Source organism: Actinacidiphila paucisporea (assembly GCF_900142575.1).
GTDB lineage: Bacteria > Actinomycetota > Actinomycetes > Streptomycetales > Streptomycetaceae > Actinacidiphila > Actinacidiphila paucisporea.
The window spans coordinates 42,888-58,328 of record NZ_FRBI01000034.1 but is presented as its reverse complement, the minus strand read 5'-3'; the positions used below and the strand labels follow the sequence as shown (position 1 = coordinate 58,328).

General features: G+C 73.2%; 17 protein-coding genes. 14 read left to right on the top strand and 3 right to left on the bottom strand.

Annotation, left to right across the window (positions count from 1 at the left end; all coding sequences use genetic code 11):
• Window positions 1–948, top strand: coding sequence for a carbohydrate ABC transporter permease (locus BUE44_RS31970; RefSeq protein WP_073502518.1), 948 nt, complete (start codon window positions 1–3; stop codon window positions 946–948).
• Here the strand turns inward: BUE44_RS31970 and BUE44_RS39010 are convergent.
• Window positions 932–1,351, bottom strand: a complete 420-nt coding sequence (locus tag BUE44_RS39010; RefSeq protein ID WP_235002671.1) for a hypothetical protein — start codon at window positions 1,349–1,351, stop codon at window positions 932–934. The genes BUE44_RS31970 and BUE44_RS39010 overlap by 17 nt on opposite strands.
• A 134-nt stretch (window positions 1,352–1,485) precedes the next feature.
• Here BUE44_RS39010 and BUE44_RS39005 point away from each other — a divergent pair, with 134 nt between their 5' ends.
• The 8 genes from BUE44_RS39005 to BUE44_RS31930 all read left to right on the top strand — a co-directional run bounded on the left by BUE44_RS39005 (window position 1,486) and on the right by BUE44_RS31930 (window position 9,742).
• Entirely contained in the window at window positions 1,486–1,848 is a 363-nt protein-coding gene (locus tag BUE44_RS39005; protein WP_235002669.1) for a carbohydrate ABC transporter permease, read from the top strand.
• Window positions 1,845–3,956 carry an alpha-galactosidase gene (locus BUE44_RS31960; RefSeq protein WP_073502517.1) on the top strand — a complete coding sequence of 704 codons (2,112 nt, stop codon included), beginning with the start codon at window positions 1,845–1,847 and terminating at the stop codon, window positions 3,954–3,956. The genes BUE44_RS39005 and BUE44_RS31960 overlap by 4 nt, the downstream gene beginning before the upstream one ends.
• A gap of 89 nt (window positions 3,957–4,045) precedes the next feature.
• Entirely contained in the window at window positions 4,046–4,807 is a 762-nt protein-coding gene (locus BUE44_RS31955) for an SDR family NAD(P)-dependent oxidoreductase (protein ID WP_073502516.1), read from the top strand.
• Between the two features lie 48 nt (window positions 4,808–4,855).
• Complete coding sequence (locus tag BUE44_RS31950) at window positions 4,856–5,590, top strand: FadR/GntR family transcriptional regulator (protein ID WP_073502515.1); 735 nt, start codon at window positions 4,856–4,858, stop codon at window positions 5,588–5,590.
• Window positions 5,587–6,732, top strand: coding sequence for a galactonate dehydratase (gene dgoD / locus BUE44_RS31945; RefSeq protein WP_073502514.1), 1,146 nt, complete (start codon window positions 5,587–5,589; stop codon window positions 6,730–6,732). Before BUE44_RS31950 ends, dgoD begins: the two co-directional genes overlap by 4 nt.
• A complete protein-coding gene (locus tag BUE44_RS31940; RefSeq protein ID WP_073502513.1) occupies window positions 6,726–7,583 on the top strand; it encodes a hypothetical protein in 858 nt (285 codons plus the stop codon). Before dgoD ends, BUE44_RS31940 begins: the two co-directional genes overlap by 7 nt.
• A 280-nt stretch (window positions 7,584–7,863) precedes the next feature.
• Entirely contained in the window at window positions 7,864–8,511 is a 648-nt protein-coding gene (locus tag BUE44_RS31935; protein ID WP_073502512.1) for a bifunctional 4-hydroxy-2-oxoglutarate aldolase/2-dehydro-3-deoxy-phosphogluconate aldolase, read from the top strand.
• 247 nt (window positions 8,512–8,758) lie between these two features.
• Complete coding sequence (locus BUE44_RS31930) at window positions 8,759–9,742, top strand: sugar kinase (RefSeq protein WP_073502511.1); 984 nt, start codon at window positions 8,759–8,761, stop codon at window positions 9,740–9,742.
• A gap of 238 nt (window positions 9,743–9,980) precedes the next feature.
• Here the strand turns inward: BUE44_RS31930 and BUE44_RS31925 are convergent, their stop codons facing one another.
• Complete coding sequence (locus BUE44_RS31925) at window positions 9,981–10,460, bottom strand: MarR family winged helix-turn-helix transcriptional regulator (protein ID WP_073502510.1); 480 nt, start codon at window positions 10,458–10,460, stop codon at window positions 9,981–9,983.
• A 134-nt stretch (window positions 10,461–10,594) separates the two neighbouring features.
• Between BUE44_RS31925 and BUE44_RS31920 the strand changes: the two genes are divergently transcribed.
• Genes BUE44_RS31920 through BUE44_RS31910 form a run of 3 tightly spaced genes read left to right on the top strand, consistent with a single transcriptional unit; the run spans window position 10,595 to window position 13,512 of the window.
• Complete coding sequence (locus BUE44_RS31920; RefSeq protein ID WP_073502509.1) at window positions 10,595–11,701, top strand: LLM class flavin-dependent oxidoreductase; 1,107 nt, start codon at window positions 10,595–10,597, stop codon at window positions 11,699–11,701.
• The gene (locus BUE44_RS31915; RefSeq protein ID WP_073502508.1) at window positions 11,694–12,725 is read left to right on the top strand and encodes an LLM class flavin-dependent oxidoreductase; all 1,032 of its coding nucleotides are present in this window, start codon (window positions 11,694–11,696) and stop codon (window positions 12,723–12,725) included. Before BUE44_RS31920 ends, BUE44_RS31915 begins: the two co-directional genes overlap by 8 nt.
• 34 nt (window positions 12,726–12,759) lie before the next feature.
• The gene (locus BUE44_RS31910; protein WP_073502507.1) at window positions 12,760–13,512 is read left to right on the top strand and encodes an NADPH-dependent F420 reductase; all 753 of its coding nucleotides are present in this window, start codon (window positions 12,760–12,762) and stop codon (window positions 13,510–13,512) included.
• 65 nt (window positions 13,513–13,577) lie between these two features.
• On the opposite strand, the gene BUE44_RS31905 is transcribed toward BUE44_RS31910, so the two are convergent.
• Window positions 13,578–14,039 carry a MarR family winged helix-turn-helix transcriptional regulator gene (locus BUE44_RS31905; protein ID WP_073502526.1) on the bottom strand — a complete coding sequence of 154 codons (462 nt, stop codon included), beginning with the start codon at window positions 14,037–14,039 and terminating at the stop codon, window positions 13,578–13,580.
• 136 nt (window positions 14,040–14,175) lie between these two features.
• Here BUE44_RS31905 and BUE44_RS31900 point away from each other — a divergent pair, with 136 nt between their 5' ends.
• On the top strand, window positions 14,176–14,736 hold the full coding sequence (locus BUE44_RS31900) for an NADPH-dependent FMN reductase (protein ID WP_073502525.1): 561 nt from the start codon (window positions 14,176–14,178) through the stop codon (window positions 14,734–14,736).
• A gap of 161 nt (window positions 14,737–14,897) precedes the next feature.
• Window positions 14,898–15,407, top strand: coding sequence for a DUF6233 domain-containing protein (locus BUE44_RS31895; protein ID WP_073502506.1), 510 nt, complete (start codon window positions 14,898–14,900; stop codon window positions 15,405–15,407).
• Window positions 15,408–15,441 lie beyond the last annotated feature (34 nt).

Below are 15,441 nucleotides of genomic sequence, written 5' to 3'. Positions count from 1 at the left end.
ATGGCGGTACTCACCGCCGCGGGCCGGCGCGCCACGCAGGGCGCCGGCCGAGGCGGGCGCACGACACGCGGCAGTGGCAGGCGGGCCACCCGGGTCCCTCCGGCGGTACTGGCCTTCGTCCTGCTGCCGCTGCTCGCCGAGGGCTTCTTCGTCTTCTGGCCCGCCCTGCAGGGCTTCTACCTCTCGCTGACCAAGTGGGACGGCGTCTCGGCGCCGCAGTTCATCGGCCTGGGCAACTACCGGGAGATGATCCACGACACGGTCTTCCACACCGCGATGCTCGACACCGTGCTGTGGCTGGCGCTGTTCGGCGGGCTGTCGGCTCTCCTGGGCCTCGGCGCCGCCCTGCTGCTGCAGCAGGAGCGCCGCGGGGTCGGCTTCTACCGGGCCGCGCTGTTCCTGCCGGTGGTCTTCTCGCTCACCGCCACCGCATTGGTCTGGCAGGCGATGTACCAGCCCGACGGGCTGATCAACAAGACCATGTCGGGGCTCGGACTCGGCAGTCTCACCCACCCGTGGCTCGCCGACCAGGACACCGCGCTCTACGCGGTCATCGTGCCCGCGCTGTGGCGCCAGGTCGGCTACGTCATGGTGCTCTACCTGGCCGGCCTCAAGGGCATCGATCCGGCGCTGTACGAGGCCGCGAAGGTCGACGGCGCCACAATGTGGCAGCAGTTCCGGCACATCACCCTGCCGCAGCTGCGCAGCGTCAACGCCGTCGTCCTTTCGGTGATCATCATCGACAGCCTGCGCTCCTTCGACGTCGTGTGGGCACTCACCCACGGCGGCCCTTACCACTCCTCGGAACTGCTCAGCACCTACATGTACTCCACCGCCTTCCAGTCCCTCCGGCTCGGCTACGGCTCCGCGCTCGCCGTCGTCATCTTCGTGCTGGCCTTCGGCGTCATCGCCTCCTACCTGGTCCGGGCGTTCAAGGAGGCCGACTGATGAGCGTCACCGGCACCACCCCCGACACCGCCGCGGGCCAGGACGCGCCGCCGGCCGCACGCCGGTCCCCGAGGCCCGCGCGCCCCCTGTGGGGAACCGTCGCCTTCCACACCGGCGCCGGGCTGGTGTCCGTCCTGTGGCTCGTGCCGATCGCCGTCGTCCTGATCACCGCGACCCGGTCCTTCGACGACATCGCCTCGCACGGCCTGGGCAGCATGCCGCACTCCTTCACCCTCGGCGGCTTCCGGCAGGCCTGGGTGGACGGCGGCCAGCAGCAGGCCCTGATCAACAGCCTGCTCGTCAGCATCCCGACGGTCCTGCTGTCCCTGCTGCTGGCCTCCATGGCCGCGTTCGCGCTGAGCCGGTACGACATGCCCTTCCGGCGGGCCCTGCTGCTGCTCATGCTCAGCGGCAACCTGCTGCCCCCGCAGATCCTGCTGATCCCGGTCGACAAGCTCAGCGAGAAACTCGGCATCTACGACTCGCTGTACGCTGATCGGCGTCCAGATCGGCTTCGGCGTCGGCTTCTACGTCTTCGTGCTGCACGGCTTCATGCGCGCCATCCCGCCGGAGATCCAGCAGGCGGCCGTGATCGACGGCGCCGGACCCTGGCAGATCTACACCCGCGTCGTCATGCCGCTGGCCCGGCCCGCACTGGCCGCGCTGACCGCGCTGGCCTTCACCTGGATCTTCAACGACCTGCTCTGGGCGATCACGGTCCTGCGCTCCGAGGACAAGATGCCCATCACCGCGTCCCTGCTGAGCCTGCAGGGGCAGTACGTCTCCCAGTGGAACGTCATCGCGGCCGGATCGGTGATCGCCGCGGCCCCGACCGTCCTCGTCTTCCTCCGGTTCCAGCGGCACTTCGTGGCCGGACTCAACCTGGGAGCCGTCAAGTGACCACCGTCCGACCGCAGGACCCGGCCGGTCCCTGGCTGCTGCGTACCGAGCACACCGTGTACGCGGTGCGACTGGGGGGCGAGGGCCGCTGGGCGGAACTCGCCGCGTGGGGCCCGCACGGCGCCGAGACCGGTCCTTCCCCCCTGGACCGGTCCCGGCGCACGCACTTCATCACGCCCGCCGACGCCGCTCCCGCCGAGTACATCCCCTACGGGCTGCGGCCGTTCACCGGAGCCGACCTCACCGTCCGCCGCCCCGGCGGCGAACGCGGCCTGTGGTGGGCCTTCACCGGCGCGCACTACGACGAAGGCATCGCCCTGCGGCTGGAGTTCACCGACCGGCCGACCGGGCTCCGCACCACGCTCCGGTACGCGACGGTGCCCGGCACCGACGTGCTGCTGCGCTGGACCGAGCTGCACAACGCGGGCACCGAGCCGCTGCACCTGGAACGCCTCGACTCGGCCGGCGTCACCGTGCCCGTCCAGGGCGGCGCCCGGCTCACCTATCTCGCCGGACAGTGGTCGCAGGAGTTCGGCCGCCATCAACTCGACCTGACGCGAGGCCGCTTCGAGATGGCCTCCACCCAGGGTGCGCCGGGCCACGCCTACGCCCCCTGGCTCGCCGTGCAGGACGCCGCCGACGCCGACGGACCCGCCTACGGCGTCGCCCTGGAGTGGTCCGGCAACTGGCACATCACCGCGGACGCCGAACCGGGCGGCGCGGTCCGGGTCAGGGCCGGACGCGTACCCCACGAGGGAGCGGTCGTGCTGCAGCCCGGTGGCAGCCTCGACACCCCCCGGCTGGCCTGCGCGTTCAGCCCCGAGGGACTCGACGGACTGTCCCGCGTCTGGCACCGCTACGAAAGGCGGCTGGCCGGCGAGCGGCTGCACCGTACCCGCAAGGTCCTCTACAACTCCTGGGAGGCCACCGGCTTCGGTGTCGAGGCCGACGCGCAGCTCGAACTCGCGGTGATCGCCGCCGGACTGGGCGTCGAACTCTTCGTCGTGGACGACGGCTGGTTCACCGGCCGCCACGACGAGAAGGGCGGCCTCGGCGACTGGCGGCCCGATCCCGCCGCCTTCCCCGCCGGCTTCGACGACTTCATCGGGAAGATCCGAGCCACCGGGCTGGAGTTCGGCCTGTGGGTCGAGCCCGAGGCGATCAGCCCGGCTTCCCGCCTGTACGCCGAACATCCCGACTGGGTCTACCGGATCGAGGGCCGCCCGGCGACACTGGTCCGCGAGCAGCTGCTGCTCGACCTCGGCCGCAACGACGTCCAGGAGTTCGTCATCGGCACCCTGGACCGGCTGCTCACCGGCCACGACATCAGCTACCTCAAGTGGGACATGAACCGCCCGCCCACCGAGCGCGGCCGCCCCGGCGCCGGCCCCGCGGGGGAACTGGACCTCGACGCCGCCCACGTGGCCGGCTACCTGAGAGTCCTCGACCACCTCCGGGACCGGCACCCCCAGGTCACCGTCGAGGGCTGCGCGGGCGGCGGCGGGCGGATCGAACACGCCACGCTGGCCCGTACCGACGTCGTGTGGTCCAGCGACAACACCGCCCCGCTGGACCGGCTCGCGATCCAGTACGGCTATCTGCACGCCCACGCCCCGCACACCATGAGCAGTTGGGTCACCGACGCCCCCGGCGTCTTCGACCCGCGGCCCCGCTCGCTCGCCTTCCGCTTCGTGCTCGCCGCGGCCGGCGTCCTCGGTATCGGCGCCGACCTGCGGCACTGGACCGCCGAGCAGCGGGCCGAGGCCACCGGCTGGGTCGCCCGCTACAAGCAGGAACGCGACGTGATCCACCACGGCGAGGCCCGGCTGCTCGGCACGCCCGCCGACGCGGGCTGCGGAGTGCAGTACGACGCCCCCGGCGGCGACCGCACCGTCGTCGCCGCCTGGAGCACCGGCCGGCTCGACGGCGCGCCTCTCGTCCCCGGCCGCGCCGTACGGCTGCGGCTGCGCGGCCTCGACCCCGGTGCCCGCTACCGGGACACCGCGACCGGCACCGAGTACAGCGGCGCCCACCTGCTCCACTACGGCCTGCCGCTGGCCTGGACCGCCGACCACGACGCCGAACTGGTCACCCTGGTGCGGCAATGAACCCGCCGGGCACGGCAGCCCCCGACCCCGTCCGCCGCCCGTCACCACCGTCGCCGACACACCCGAACGCAGAGGAGCCGACCCGCCCCATGAACGTCACCGCAGCCCGATTCGCCGGGCAGGTGGCCGTCGTCACCGGCGCGGCCGCCGGTATCGGCGCCGCCACCGCCCGCCGCCTCGCGGCCGAGGGCGCCAGGGTGGTCCTCGCGGACATCGCCGCGGACGCGGGACGGGACGTCGCCGCCGACATCCGTGAGCGGGGCGGCACCGCGCAGTTCGTGCCGGCGGACGTGTCCTCGCCGGAGGACTGGGACCGCCTCGTCACCGCCGCTCACACCTTCGGGCCGGTGGACGTCCTGGTGAGCAACGCCTTCACCGTCGACGTCTCCCCCGCGCACGAGACGAGCCTCGCCTCCTGGGAGCGGCAACTGGCGGTCAATCTCACCGGCGGCTTCCTCGGCGTCAGAGCGCTGCTGCCCGATCTGCGGGAGCGCCGCGGCGCCGTCGTGCTGATCTCCTCCGTGCACGCCCACAAGGGCATCCCCGGCCACCCCGCCTACGCCGCCGCCAAGGGCGCGCTGCTCTCGCTGTCCGGCCAGCTGGCCGTCGAGTACGGCCCCGAGGTACGCGTCAACGCCGTGCTCCCCGGCCCCATCCTCACCGCCGCCTGGGACCGCGTATCCCAGGAGGACCGGGACAGGAGCGTCGCCGAGACAGCCGCCGGCCGTTTCGGCAGGCCTGAGGAGGCGGCCGCCGCGATCGCCTTCCTGGCCTCGTCCGACGCGTCGTACGTCACCGGATCGAGCTTGCTGGTGGACGGTGGCTGGAGCGTCGTCAAGGGCTCCGCCTGACCGTACGCCGCCCGACCGACACACCACCCTGGAGAAAGGCAGAACGACATGACGCCATACGCGCGCCGCGGAGTGCACGGCCAGACCGTGGAGGCCCTCGCGCGCCGGGTGCTCAGCGGTGAGATCCCGGAGGGCGCGACACTCGATCTCGTGGCGTTGCAGGCGGAGTTGGACGTCAGTCTGACGGCCCTGCGGGAGTCCCTGAAGGTCCTCGCGGCCAAGGGCATGGTCGACGCGCGGCAGAAGCGCGGCACCTTCGTCCGCGCCCGGGCCGACTGGAACCTGCTCGACGCGGACGTGCTGCGCTGGCAGTTCGCCGGCGGTACCGCGGCCGGCGCCGACCTGTCGCTGCTGCGCAACCTCGGCGAGGTCCGCGGCATCGTCGAGTCGGCCGCGATCCGGCTCGCCGCCGTACGCCGCACCGACGACGACCTGACCGCCCTCGACGCGGCACTCGCCGCGATGGCCCACCAGGACGGCGGTGCGGCCCACGCCGTCGAGGCCGACCTGGCCTTCCACCGCGCCCTGCTCGCCGCCACCCACAACGAGCTGCTCGAACGCATGGAGATGGTCATCGAATCGGGACTCGCCCACCGCGACCAGATCGTCCACAGCTCACCGCACGGCACGGACCCGGTGCCCAGCCACCGCGCCGTCCTCAACGCGGTGCGCGACCGGGACCCGGACGCCGCCGAGGCCGCCATGAGAGCCCTGCTGGACCAGGCGGTACGCGACCTGGACCTGGTGCACGGTGCCGACTCCGGGGCGGAGGACGCCCGGTGAAGATCGTTCGCGTCGAGACCTTCCTCGTGGCACCCCGCTGGCTGTTCTGCCGGGTCGAGACCGACGAGGGACTGGTCGGCTGGGGCGAGCCCGTGGTCGAGGGCCGCGCCGAAGTGGTGCGCGCCGCCGTCGCCGTACTCGCCGAACAGCTCATCGGGCAGGACCCGTTGCGCATCCAGGACCACTGGCAGGTGCTCACCAAGGGAGGCTTCTACCGCGGCGGCCCGGTGCTCTCCAGCGCCGTCGCCGGACTCGACCACGCGCTGTGGGACATCGCGGGCAAGGCCTACGGCGCCCCCGTGCACGCCCTGCTCGGCGGCGCGGTCCGCGACACGGTCCGTGTCTACGCCTGGGTCGGGGGCGACGAACCGGCCCGGCTCACCGACGACATCAACGCCCAGATCGACGCCGGCTTCACCGCGGTCAAGATGAACGCCGCGGGCCGCAGCGACCCGCTCACCACCCCGGCGGGCACCGCCGCCGTCGTGGAGCGGGTGGCCGCCGCCCGCGAGGCGCTCGGCCCCCACCGCGATGTCGCCGTCGACTTCCACGGCCGCTTCACCCCGGCCGGCGCCCGCCGGATCCTGCACGAGATCGCCCCGCTGCACCCGCTGTTCGTCGAGGAGCCGCTGCTGCCGGAACACGGCCACCTCACCGCGTCCCTGGCCGCGTCCACGCCCGTTCCGCTCGCCACCGGCGAACGCCTCTACGGCCGGGCCGAGTTCCTCCCCGTCCTCAGCGCCGGCATAGCCGTCGCCCAGCCCGACCTCTCGCACGCAGGCGGCATCACCGAGGTGACCCGGATCGCCGCGCTCGCCGAGACCTTCGGCGCGCAACTGGCGCCGCACTGCCCGCTCGGCCCCATCTCGCTCGCCGCCAGCCTCCAAGTCGCCTTCTGCACACCTAACTTCCTCATCCAGGAGCAGAGCCTCGGCATCCACTACAACAAGGACGCCGACTTGCTGTCCTACCTCCTCGACACCGAGCCCTTCCGCTTCACCGACGGCCACGCCCGGCGCACCACCCTGCCGGGACTCGGCGTCACCGTCGACGAGAGCGCGGTCCGAGCCGCCGACCGCGCCGGGCACGCCTGGCGCAACCCCGTATGGCGGCACGCCGACGGGTCGTTCGCCGAATGGTGACCGGAGCGCCGGTCCTGCGGGTGGCCACCGACCCCGCGCACGGCGGGCGTTGGACATCGCTGTCGTCCGGGGCGAGGGAGTGGCTCTGGCACCGCGACGAACCGCGCCGCCTGCGGGTACGGCCGGGTGACGCCTTCGCCGACGCGGGCGGCCTGGAGGAGTGCGTCCCCACGGTGCGCGGCCGCCCGGACCACGGCGACGCCTGGTCCCGGCCGTGGACGCGGGACGGCGACACCGCGTCCGTGCGGTGCCCCGACTTCCACCTCACCCGTACCATCGCGGCGGCGGACGGCGGTGTCGTCGCCGACTACCGTCTGCGGGCCGAACCCGGCTACCGCTTCCTGTGGGCGGGCCACGCCCTGCTCGACGTCTCCGAACACGGGCGGATCGTTCTGAGCGAAGGTGCGCCGGCACGGCTCTACCGCGACGGCGGCTCCGGCTGGGAGGCGTTCGCCTGGCCCCGGGTGGGGGCCCCCGACACCGTCACCGCCGCGCACCGTCCCGGGGCGTCCGCCGTGTCCCCGGCCCCGGTGGCACCGGACCTCCGCTTCGATCTGCTCGGCCCGGACGACGGCACGGCGCTGGGGGCGATCGTCGACACCGCGCGGGCGACCGTCCACGACGCACCGGACGGGCTGGAGTTCGCCCTCGAAGCGCCGGACCAGCCGGTCTCCGTCGCCGTGTGGCGCAACCTGCGGGGCTTCCCGGAGGACGCCCCGTACCGCTCGATCGGCGTCGAGCCGATGCTCGGCCGGGCCTTCGACCTGGCCGCGTCGGGGGAACGGGACGCCGCGCGCGTGCCCGCGTCGGGGGAGGTCCGTTGGCGGCTGATGATCACGCCATGTCGCTGACGGGCCGTCAGTGCGGTGCGCGCGCGCAGGACGGGGACCGCCCGCGCGGGCTCGCCCGGCGCCGGAGGAAGCGGGCCCAACCCGGCGCACCGAGGCCAACTCCGGTGGCGGCGGCAGACCGCTCCCCCGATCCGTCCCCGCGGCTCCCTGCCGCCTTCGGGCGCCCGAACGTCAGCCCCCGGCCCTCCGGGCCCGGCCGCTCGCCGGAACCGCCCCTCCCGCCCCGCCCCGTCTCCCGCCGGGCCGACCGCCCGGCTCAGCAGAGGAAAGGAGCCCGCACGTGGACCTACTGACCGCGTTGCGCACCCACCGGCTCGTCGCGATCGTCCGCGGCACCGATCCCGACGCCGCACACCGGACGGTGATGGCCCTGACAGAGGAGGGTGTGGCTCTGGTGGAGATCTCGCTCAGCGGGGCGGGGGCGCTCGACGTCATCGCCCGGACCCGCGCCGCCCTCGGGCCCGCCGCTCCACTCGGTGCGGGCACGGTGCTCACCGCCGGCGACGCCCGCGCCGCCCAGGCCGCCGGAGCCGACTTCGTGGTGACCCCCGGGCTGGGCGAAGGGGTCACCGCAGCCCGCGAGTTGGGCATGCCGGTACTCGCCGGGGTGATGACGCCCACCGACATCGTGACCGCCCGCAGGACGGGTGCCGAAGCGCTGAAGATCTTCCCCGCGGAGCAGGCCGGCGGCCCCGGCTACCTCCGCGCCCTGCGCGGTCCCTTCCCCGACGTTCCCTTTGTCCCGGTCGGCGGTGTGGACGCCCCCGCCGCCCGGGCCTACCTCGCCGCCGGCGCCACCGCCGTCGGCGTCGGATCCCCCCTGCTCGCAGACGCGGCCGACGGCGGCAGCCTGGACGCGCTACGGGTGAGGGCCCGTGAGTTCCTTGCGGTGGTACGGGACGCCGGCCAGGGACGGGAGGCCCGATGAAGGCCCGGCCCGTGATACGGCCCGCGGTGGCGAGCGGCAGGCGGAGCGCGGGAGGGAGCACCGCGGGGGACGCGGCGGGGCTCGCCGTGGCGACGGCTGCGGTGCGGCCGTCGGTGGCGAGCAACGCGCGGCGTGCGGAACCGAACGGGGCGGGGAGAGCCGCGGCGTGGTCCTCGCTGACCGGCCGGGCGCGCGGCGCATCCGCCCGCCGCGGGCACCGCTTTCCCGGTCCGCGGCGAGCCGCACGATGATCCCCCTCACCGAAGGCCCGGTCGTCTGCGTCGGCGAGACCATGGCCGCGCTCGTCCCCGATCCCGTGGGCCCGCTCGTGGCGACAGCGGGACTGCGGGTCGCTGTGGCCGGAGCGGAGTCGAACGTGGCGATGTACCTCGCCGACCACGGCATACCCGTGCGCTGGGTGTCGGCACTCGGCGACGACCCCTTCGGGCAGCGGGTGCTGGCCGAGGTGGCAGCGCCCGGGGTCGACACGACCGGGGTCCGCGTCGATCCGACCCGGCCGACCGGACTGCTGGTCAAGGACCCCGGGGAGGCCGGGACCCGCGTCCACTACTACCGCCGGGGCTCGGCCGCCTCGGCGCTCGGGCCCGGATTGCTGAGCAGCGACGCCGTGCGGGACGCGGCGCTGCTGCACCTGACCGGCATCACCGCCGCCCTGTCACCGTCCTGCCTGGCACTGGTCGAGGAGGCCTTGCGCGGTCCCGTTCCGGTGAGCTTCGACGTCAACCACCGTCCCGCGCTGTGGACGGACGGCTCCGCTCCCGACCTGCTGGGAGCCCTCGCCGACCGCGCCGATCTGGTCTTCGTCGGCCTCGACGAGGCCCAGGCGCTGTGGGGCGACCGGATCGGCACGCCGGACGACGTACGGAGCCTCCTGCCCGGCCCGCGCCTGCTCGTGGTCAAGGACGGTGCCCACGCGGCCACCGCCTTCGACGGAGCCGTCGCGCACACGGTGACAGCCCTGCGGACCGAGGTGGTCGAACCCGTCGGCGCGGGCGACGCCTTCGCCGCCGGCTTCCTGGCCGGACTGCGCCGGCGCGAGGCGCTCCCGCGAGCGCTACGCCTGGCCCACCTGACCGCGGGTGCCGCCCTGCGGGTGCCCGGCGATCACGGCGTGCTGCCGCCTGCGGACCGGATCGCGTCGCTGCTGGCCGCCTCGGAGGAGGAGTGGCGGCACCTCGGCCCGGCGGCCCGGCCGGACTCCTCCGTTTGAATCCGCAAGGCGCCCGCGGCTGCTCGCCCTGGAGGATGCCGCGACCGCGCTTGCCGACGCGACGGTCGGCGAGGTCGCCGAGGCGCTCACCCTTGGGCGGAGAACGGCGCCCGGAAGCCGCCCGACCTCCACGGTCACCGGCCCCGTGGCGACCTGGCGGCAGGTCGGCGCACTGGCTGCCGCCCACCCTCCGCCCCCCGACGCCGTTCGCACCGCCGCCGGACGGGCGGAGGCGCGTTCAGGGGCCGGGCGGCAGGCGATCGCGGAGCGCCGCGACGATCTCGGCCACGGCGTCGAGCTGGGCCGGGGTGAGCGCGTCGAGGAAGAGTTCCCGGACGGCACGCAGGTGGGGAACGGTCGCCCGGCGGAAGGCACTCATGCCCTCGGTGGTGGCGAGGATCTCCGCCCCCCGGCTGTCCTCCGCGCACTCCCGGCGGGCGACCAGCCCGCGCCGCTCCATCCGCCCGAGGTGGTGCGAGAGACGGCTGCGCTCCCAGCCGATGTGGGTGGCGAGAGCGGAGGAGCGCATGCGGCGCCCTTCGGCCTCGCTGAGCGCGAGCAGCACCCCGTAGTCACCCTCCGACAGCCCCGAGTCCTCGCGCAGCCTTCCGCCGAGGACCGTCCTGAGCTGCTCCGCGGTCTCGATGAAGCCCCGCCAGGTGGCCAGCTCGTACGAGGTCAGCCGGCGACCGGGCCGGCCGCCTGTGGTGTGCGTCATGGTCACCCCTCTTTGTTTGACGCGTCAATCATATCGCTGCATCATCATGATTGACGTGTCAATCACATGGCTGCCGCCAGGTGGAGGACTCGCACCACACGACCGCGCGAGGGCACGGCCGACAGGAGGGAACGATGACCGCACCGCCGTTCGAGTTCGGCCTCAACAGCTTCGGTGAGGTCGCCACCGACGCCGGCCGCACGCTGACCGACGCGCAGACGCTGCGACTGCTCGTCGACGAGGCGCGGCTCGCCGACGCCGCGGGCCTCGACGTCTTCAGCGTCGGCGAGCACTACCGGCCCGACCACACCGATTCCGCGCCGCCGGTGCTGCTCGCCGCCATGGCGACCGCCACCGAGCGCATCCGCCTCGGCACCTCCGTCACCGTGCTGAGCACCAACGACCCGGTCCGGCTCTACCAGGAGTTCGCCACGCTCGACGCGGTATCCGGCGGACGGGCCCAACTGGTGCTCGGCCGCGCCTCGGCGACCGAGTCCTTCGCCCTCTTCGGCTACGACCTGCGGGACTACGACACGCTGTTCGAGGAGAAACTCGGCCTCTTCCTGCGGCTGCAGCGCGAGGAGTCGGTGACCTGGTCGGGCACCGTGCGCACCCCGCTCACCGGCCTGCGGCTGCGCCCGCGGATGCCGCGCGGCGGCATCCCTACCTGGATCGGCGTCGGCGGCAGCCCGGACTCGGTGCTTCGCGCGGGCCACCACGGCCTGCCGCTGATGCTCGCGATCATCGGCGGGCGCCCGGCGCGCTTCGCCGGCCACGTCGAGCTTTACCACCGGGCGCTCGCCGAGGCGGGGCACGCGCCCCAGCCGGTCGGGCAGCACTCTCTCGGGCTGATCGCCGAGACCGACGAGGAGGCGCGGGAGACCTGGTGGCGCCACTGGCAGCCGGTGGTGGCGAACCTGGCCGCCGAGCGTGGCTTCTACCCGCCCACCAAGGACCGGTACCTGGCCGAACTCGACCAGGGCGCCCTGTTCGTGGGCTCGCCGGCGACCGTGGCCGGCAAGATCGCCGCCGTCGCGCGCGAACTGCGGCTGAGCCGCTTCGACCTCAAGTACGACATCGTCGCCCTGCCGCGCGACGCCCGTGCCCGCACGATCGAGCTGCTCGGCCGCGAAGTGGCCCCACGCGTCCGCGAACTGCTGGCGGCGGAGCCCGTACCGCTGCCGTTGCGGGCCGCCGCCTCCCACCCTCACCCGGTCCCCCTGGACGGACACCATGACTGAGCTGCTCTTCGGCCTCGACACCTTCGGCGACCTGCCGCAGAACGATGAGGGCCGCACCCTCTCGTACGCCGCCGCGATCCGGCACGTCGTCGAGGAGGCCGTACTCGCCGACGAACTCGGCGTCGACGCGCTGGCCCTCGGCGAGCACCACCGGCCCGAGTACGCGATCTCCACCCCCGAGACCGTGCTCGCCGGCATCGCCACCCGCACCTCCCGTATCCGCCTCGGTTCCGGCGTCACGGTGCTCAGCTCGGACGACCCCGTGCGGGTCTTCCAGCGCTTCGCCACCGTGGACGCCCTGTCCGGGGGGCGGGCCGAGGTGATACTCGGCCGCGGCTCGTTCACCGAGTCCTTTCCGCTGTTCGGCTACGACCTGCGCGACTACGACGCGCTGTTCGAGGAGAAACTCGACCTCTTCGTGCAGTTGCTGAACGAGAAGCCCGTCACCTGGGAGGGCACGCTCCGCCCGCCGCTGGAGGCCGCCGATGTCTTCCCCAAGACCGACTCCGGCCGGCTGACCACCTGGGTCGGCGTCGGCGGCTCCCCGCAGTCGGTGATCCGCACCGCCCGGTACGGGCTCCCGCTCATGCTCGCCGTCATCGGAGGCCCCGCCGCCCGGTTCCGGCCGCTGATCGAGCTCTACCGGCGCGCGGCCGCCGAGTTCGGCACCACCGCGCACCCGGTCGGCATGCACTCGCCCGGCTTCGTCGCGGACACCGACGAGGAGGCGCGGGAGGTGTTCTGGCCGCACTACCGCGTCATCCGCGACCGGATCGGCGCGCTGCGCGGCTGGCCGCCGGTCCGCCGCGCCGAGTACGAGAACGAGATCGCGCACGGCTCGATGTACGTCGGCTCCCCCGACACGGTCGCCGCCCGCATCGCGGAGGCCGTCCGCACGCTCGGCGTCGGCCGGTTCGACATGATCTACAGCAGCGGAACCGTACCGGCATCGGCACGCCTGCGCGCGGTCGAGCTGTACGGGTCACGGGTGATCCCCCGAGTGCGCGACCTGCTCGCCGGCTGAGAGCCGCCGGGCGGAAAGAGGAGAGGTGAGGACGATGGACACGACCGACGATCCCACGGCCGCAGCGCCGGCGCCCGGGACGACCCTGGGCATACTCGGCGCGGGCAAGTTGGGCACGGTGCTGGCCCGGCTGGCACTGGCGGCCGGCCTGCGCGTACTCGTCGCGGGCTCGGGCGACCCGGCAGGGATCGCGCTGACCGCGGAGGTGCTGACCCCCGGCGCCGAGGCGACGACCTCCGCCGACGTGGCACGGCGCGCGGACATCGTCGTGCTCGCGCTGCCGCTCGGCAAGTACCGCACGGTCCCCACCGAGGAGCTGCGCGGAAAGCTCGTGGTGGACGCGATGAACTTCTGGTGGGAGGTGGACGGTCCGCGCGAGGACCTCATCGACCCGGCCACATCCTCCAGTGAGACGGTGCGGGCGTTCCTGGCGGAGTCCCGGGTGGTGAAGGCGTTCAACCACATGGGCTACCACGACCTGGAGGACGAGGCGCGCGCGGCCGGCCTCCCGGGCCGCAAGGCCATCGCACTCGCGGGCGACAGCCCGGCGGATGTCACTGCGGTCGCCGCACTCGTCAACGCGCTGGGCTTCGACCCGGTCCCGGCGGGTGTCCTCGCGGACGGCGTCCGGCTGGAACCAGGAAGCGAGGCCTTCGGCGCGAACGTCGAGGCGGACGCGCTGCGGGCGATGCTGGATCGTTTTCCCGGGTCCGCGCGGGGGCGGGGGGTGGCGCGGGGGCGGGAGGTGGCGCGGGCGCGAGCGGTGCCGGGCGAGTCGGCGGCGTGAGCGAACATCTGCCCCCGCCGCGTTGCCGAAGTCGCTGAGGCGCGATTCCGGGACGAACTCCGCGGCTAGGCCGTGTCGGCGATCCGCTTCATCACCTCGGCGAGCCGGGTGAGGTCCTCCTCGGGTATGTGGTCAAGGACGTGTCTGCGGACGCTGGCGAGGTGTATCGGCCAGGAGTCCTCGAGTGCGTCGAGGCCGGCCTCCGTGAGGACGGCGTTCCAGCCGCGCCCGTCCTCGTCGCACTTGGTGCGCTCGACGAATCCCCGCTGCTCCAAGCGGCCGACGATCCGGCTCATGCCGCTGAGCGAGAGGTTCGAGACCGCCGCCAGCTCGCTCATTCGCATGGTCCGGTGCGGCGCCTCGGACAGGTACATCAGTGCGGTGTACTCACTGAGCGGGAGCCGCCTGGCAGCTGCCATGTCCTGCTCCACCGCGCGCGGCAGCGCGACGAGCACCCGGCCCAGAGCCCGGACGAAGTCCTCCTCGGTCGCAGTCATCCGCTGCACGCGATCGTCACTCTTCACCATCCGCATATCGTAGTCGATTGTTGCGTCAAGCAACAAGATATTTGCTTGACGCAGCAATCTCTTCGGGGTTCACTTGACAGTGCAAGGAGATCCATCGGGTCCCCGACCCGAACCGAAGGCCATGAAGGGCTCAGACATGACCAAGATCGGCATCATCCTCGGCAGTACCCGCCCCGGGCGCAACGGCGAGGCCGTGGCCCGCTGGGTCAACGACATCGCCGTACGGCGGGACGACGCCGAGTTCGAGCTGATTGACCTGCTCGACTACCGGCTCCCCCACCTCGACGAGATCGTTCCGCCGTCACTCGGCCAGTACTCCCAGCCGCACACCCAGGCATGGGCCCGCAAGATCGACTCGTTCGACGGCTTCGTCATGGTGACGCCCGAGTACAACCACTCGACGTCAGGCGCTCTGAAGAACGCCATCGATTTCCTGTACGCGGAGTGGAACAACAAGGCGGTCGGCTTCGTCAGCTACGGCTCCGCGGGCGGCACCCGCGCGGTGGAGCACCTGCGCCTGGTCGCCGCAGAGTTGCAGATGGCGGACGTTCGCGCCCAGGTGGCGCTCTCGCTGTTCCACGACTTCGTCAACTTCAGCGAGTTCAAGCCCACCGAGTTCCAGGTCGACTCGCTGAACGCCACGCTCGACCAGGTGATCGCCTGGAGCGAGGCGCTCGCCCCGCTGCGCGCGAAGTAGCACCAGCCGGTTCCGATATCGCCGGTGACGGCAGGGAAGGCCCCCCGGCGCCGACCGCTCTCCAGAGCCGCGCGGCCCTGTGCGTGTTACGGCACGGCCGCCGCGGCGGAGCGGGGTGTTCCCCCGTAGAATCGAACGGATAATCGAACTAGGTTGGAGGGGTGAGCGACGACCAGGACCAGGAGCACGGCGAGAGGCAGCCGGCTGACCTGCCGCAGGCCGACGGGCCCCTGGTCGACGTCGCGCTCCCGGACGGGCAGCACCTGTTCGCCGTGGTGAAGTCCCGCCGGCAGGAGCCCGACGGATCGTGGTGGTACGACCTCCAGATCCACCTGCCCAGCCAGGGCAGCGAGCTCGGCCGGCTCCTGGTCCTGCCCGCCGCAGTCGACTTCCGCGCCCCGGCCGCCCTCTGCGAACCGATCGACGGCCAGCCCTACGATCAGGTGCCCACCGAACGGCCCGGCGTCACCCCGGCCTGGAAGGTCGAGGAGAAGGTGTACTTCGGGCCCGAGCGCGGCCCGGCCCGCATCGTCCACCGCGGCGACTGCCACGCCACCCGCGACCTCACCCGACCGGCCACCACCGAGCAGGCCCGCATCGTCCTCGACCGCGACGACGCGGCACCCTGCCCGATGTGCCGGCCCGACCGGCCGTTGCGGAGGGCCGCGTAGCGTCCGCTGTCAGCTTCCGCTCGGCGTTCCACCG

Excerpts from the sequence above, each read along its gene's own strand:
- BUE44_RS31970 (WP_073502518.1), top strand. The coding sequence starts at position 1 with ATGGCGGTACTCACCGCCGCGGGCCGGCGCGCCACGCAGGGCGCCGGC.
- BUE44_RS39010 (WP_235002671.1), bottom strand. The coding sequence starts at position 1,351 with ATGAGCAGCAGCAGGGCCCGCCGGAAGGGCATGTCGTACCGGCTCAGC.
- BUE44_RS31955 (WP_073502516.1), top strand. The coding sequence starts at position 4,046 with ATGAACGTCACCGCAGCCCGATTCGCCGGGCAGGTGGCCGTCGTCACC.
- BUE44_RS31950 (WP_073502515.1), top strand. The coding sequence starts at position 4,856 with ATGACGCCATACGCGCGCCGCGGAGTGCACGGCCAGACCGTGGAGGCC.
- BUE44_RS31940 (WP_073502513.1), top strand. The coding sequence starts at position 6,726 with ATGGTGACCGGAGCGCCGGTCCTGCGGGTGGCCACCGACCCCGCGCAC.
- BUE44_RS31930 (WP_073502511.1), top strand. The coding sequence starts at position 8,759 with ATGATCCCCCTCACCGAAGGCCCGGTCGTCTGCGTCGGCGAGACCATG.
- BUE44_RS31925 (WP_073502510.1), bottom strand. The coding sequence starts at position 10,460 with ATGACGCACACCACAGGCGGCCGGCCCGGTCGCCGGCTGACCTCGTAC.
- BUE44_RS31920 (WP_073502509.1), top strand. The coding sequence starts at position 10,595 with ATGACCGCACCGCCGTTCGAGTTCGGCCTCAACAGCTTCGGTGAGGTC.
- BUE44_RS31915 (WP_073502508.1), top strand. The coding sequence starts at position 11,694 with ATGACTGAGCTGCTCTTCGGCCTCGACACCTTCGGCGACCTGCCGCAG.
- BUE44_RS31910 (WP_073502507.1), top strand. The coding sequence starts at position 12,760 with ATGGACACGACCGACGATCCCACGGCCGCAGCGCCGGCGCCCGGGACG.
- BUE44_RS31905 (WP_073502526.1), bottom strand. The coding sequence starts at position 14,039 with ATGGTGAAGAGTGACGATCGCGTGCAGCGGATGACTGCGACCGAGGAG.
- BUE44_RS31900 (WP_073502525.1), top strand. The coding sequence starts at position 14,176 with ATGACCAAGATCGGCATCATCCTCGGCAGTACCCGCCCCGGGCGCAAC.